2 protein-coding genes and 1 pseudogene are annotated in these 2,545 nt (G+C 33.0%); all 3 read right to left on the bottom strand.

Annotated elements, in window-relative coordinates; translation table 11 throughout:
* Positions 1–195: 195 nt before the first annotated feature.
* Positions 196–834, bottom strand: a complete 639-nt coding sequence (locus B5F38_RS14015; RefSeq protein ID WP_087409736.1) for a HEPN domain-containing protein — start codon at positions 832–834, stop codon at positions 196–198.
* A 1-nt stretch (position 835) separates the two neighbouring features.
* On the bottom strand, positions 836–1,990 hold the full coding sequence (locus B5F38_RS14010) for a DUF262 domain-containing protein (protein ID WP_158096889.1): 1,155 nt from the start codon (positions 1,988–1,990) through the stop codon (positions 836–838).
* Between the two features lie 462 nt (positions 1,991–2,452).
* Positions 2,453–2,545: pseudogene (locus B5F38_RS14545) on the bottom strand (DNA-binding protein); the annotation flags it as partial.

Genomic DNA, 2,545 nt, shown 5'->3' with positions numbered 1-2,545 from the left:
AGGGGCTCCGAAACGGAGCCGAAAATATAAAAAGATGAGTTCGATCGGAAAAATTACCGGGACAGTCTGCCGATTGACTCATAATGACGGAATTAAACGACTGTCCCTACTTTAAAAGAGTGAGGTTCAGTCCGAATCCTTTTTATTAAACCTCGTTATACTTTCATACACAAAAGAGCTGATTGAACTTTTTAACTATTCATTATAATATACGCTTTTATTGCTATTTATGTCATTTTCTATAAGTTGGATGAATTTTTGTATATTTTTTTGATGTTCATCTACGGTCAAATGCGTTAAACTTGGAGTAGCATCTTGATGGATTACATTATTCCTAATTGCTATTAAAGAGTTCATAAGTCTAAGACATTTTTGAGTTTCTTCATTTATAATAAAAGATTCTAACCCATGTCTTTTAAATAACTCTTCAATTTCAGTCTGCCCGTGCTTCCCATAGTTGAATTTCGTAGAAGGAGAAATATTTTTAATCCCATCAATACTTTGTTCATTATTACCGTATAATGTAAGTAAAGAAGTTAATAGAGTATTTTTTTTGTTACGAGATCTTTCTTTTGAAATTAAATCAACGGCCCGATCAAAATACCTGTCTTTTAATTGATTAGGAATCGTTTTATTAGTATGCCCTTTCAGTGCCCTTAACGTGTGCTCTTCAAGAAATTCTTCAATAAAAACTTCAAGTTTAGTTGATAATAATACTATTGAAACCTTATTGAATAATTGATATTTGGAAATCGTTCCTATATTTTGGCTAGCATAATCCAACAAAACATCTATTTCACTTAAACTTATTCTAATATTATCTATGCTTTCCATGCTATTCTAATCTGGAAAAAACAATATTATTAACTTCCGAACACCATTGTGTTAAACGATATGTTATAACTTTAGAATCAGACGTACCTATCTTAAGGCTATTATTAAAGATATCATCTTTTAATATTAAGTCTAAAAAGCGACTATTTAGTTGCTCTTTATATCGTAGTAGATCACCTTTTGAATGCTGTGTAGAAGAAAGCATAAGAATGTCTATAATTGCCCTATTTATGGAATTTTCTTTACTTCCTTCTCTGTTGATTCTCCTAAAAGCATCCTCACCATAGACAGAAATAATTTTTTCAACTGTTTCATTGAAAAGCAGTTTCCAATTTTCAAGATTTTGAGTATTAGTATTATGATTCTTACTCATAAATTCATTTAAGAAAACCTTCATTCTCCCTTTATATCCAACAAGTTGTTTATCTTCAATATTCCATCCATGATATATAGCAAGGAATCTTAATATTAATTCTCTATCCGCCATACGTTTATGAGGGGCTTTAAGACCTAATAATGTCTGCCACTGTACATTATTTGTGAGCTCCTTCAATAATCTATTCAGATTACCTCTGTACAGACAGTTGCGAAGTTCTTGTTCGTTCAAATGAACAGAACCCGTATTTAACCTCATAAAAACATCATATTTGATTTCTTCATTGGAATCATGAGTTATCATAATTACACGTAATAATCCATTTTTCAAAAGTCTTAAGGCCTTAGGATTTAATGAATTGATATCGTGTTTGTTTAATTCTGAAAGAATTTCCAGACCGCTTAATTTGAATTTCCCTTCAAAAAAGCGTTTTAATGAATATAGTCGTTGTAATCCATCTATCACAGACCATGTGTCATCTTGTTCTTGAGATACATAGATTACAGGTATTGGTACATTTAATATAATAGACTCAATTAAAAGAGATGATTTTTTATTATCCCATACATAATTTCTTTGATAATCCGGATCTAACCGGATATCTTTATCTTCTATCATTCGTACAACATCAGCAACACTTTTATCATAAGCTTGAGTCGTTAATTTACGAACTTCTTGTGGCACCTCATATGGTATTTTTGAATCTTGATCAGAATCATCATCAAAAATCATATCTTTAACTACATCTTTTTGCGGCTTTAATGAAAAATCAAAATTCATATTAATTATCATTTAGAATTATACATATGCAAAGATATGCATATAATTAGATTCTACATAGTTGATAACCTAAAATTTATATCAGCCGCCCGTTCCCTCTGCCGTCCATAGAAGTTAGTACAGACTCTATATGAAAGCGAAAAGGTCAGGCGGCTGTGCCGTTTCGGGCAGAATCTTCCTCTTTCAGAGCGTATTCTGCCCGAAAACCTTTTCCCTTTCACGTCTGTACTATGGACGCCGACGGCAGCGGAAACAAGCGACTGACGGAAAAGTCAGAAGAAAAAGAAAAAAGATAAAACAGCATATAGATTGGTTCAAATAGACTCCAATTCGATATGCTGTTATTTTATCATTTAGGAAGGCTGTTTTTTAGAGATACAAATAAAATGGGCAGGCGGTAAACTGCGCTCCCTCCAGAAAAATCAAAATCCTCGCGTGTCCTTTGCGGGAACGTTTGGGATATTAACTCCTTTTGTATCTGTACGCCTCCTTGTAGCCTTTCATCAGTGTCTTTTCTATGTCGGAAGCCCGGTAGAGAATCTTGCCGCCTACCTG

The sequence above is a fragment of the Barnesiella sp. An22 genome, from assembly GCF_002159975.1.
Taxonomy (GTDB): Bacteria; Bacteroidota; Bacteroidia; order Bacteroidales; family Barnesiellaceae; genus Barnesiella; species Barnesiella merdigallinarum.
The sequence above is the reverse complement of the archived record's forward strand: the minus strand, read 5'-3'. Positions and strand labels throughout refer to the sequence as shown.